The sequence below is a fragment of the Alcanivorax profundi genome, from assembly GCF_003597125.1.
Classification (GTDB): domain Bacteria; phylum Pseudomonadota; class Gammaproteobacteria; order Pseudomonadales; family Alcanivoracaceae; genus Alcanivorax; species Alcanivorax profundi.
The window spans coordinates 1-658 of the sequence record NZ_QYYA01000051.1; the positions used below are offsets into that span (position 1 = coordinate 1).

Sequence of the window (658 nt, forward strand, 5' to 3'; positions counted from 1 at the left end):
TCAAATTTTTGTTTCTTTAAGCAACTCCCCAGAATGCCCCGTTCCTGCCGTTTTCGGGGTCTTCATTGATGACCAGCGCCTGCCATCATTTATGACCCGTGCTGGTCTTAATAGAAGACCTGAGCAAGGCACAAAAGGCTGTTCTTTCGATTGCCGGTGCAAAGATACAACATTTTTGGGCAGAATGCAAGCTTTCACCCTGACTTTCTATGTGAGAAAGGCTATAAGTTGCTGTAGTACAGTAAGTTCTGTTGATTTTTCTGTCTGAACTTTATTGCAAATAACAGAAAACACGCAGAAAAAGTACAATGGAGAACAAAGAAAGGCAAAAGTGGTCATTTCCGGTCATGGTCATTTTCGGTCATTTTCAAAAAGAGTTGGGTCATTTTGAGCTATAGTAAATATAAATATTATTTATATTATACTATAGATGACCTTTTCTCCCCCGAAACGAAAATGACCGGAAATGACCATGACCGAAAATGACCGGAATATAATCCTCATAGTGATGGGAAATAATGAATTGTTAGATTCGCTAAAGCGTTGGCTATTAATGTTATATATGATTTGTATGTAGTCTTGCTATAATTGTGTACGTATAAAATAATCTACATTCATCAGGTTCATATTCGTGCTTTATTGTTCTTTCTTTGCCTTT

Annotated in this window: 1 protein-coding gene; it reads left to right on the forward strand. The window is 37.2% G+C overall.

The features are described 5' to 3' along the window. Positions 1-268, forward strand: a 268-nt coding sequence (locus D4A39_RS19020; protein ID WP_233552520.1) for a hypothetical protein, incomplete at its 5' end; no start/stop codon positions are given. Positions 269-658: the final 390 nt, after the last annotated feature.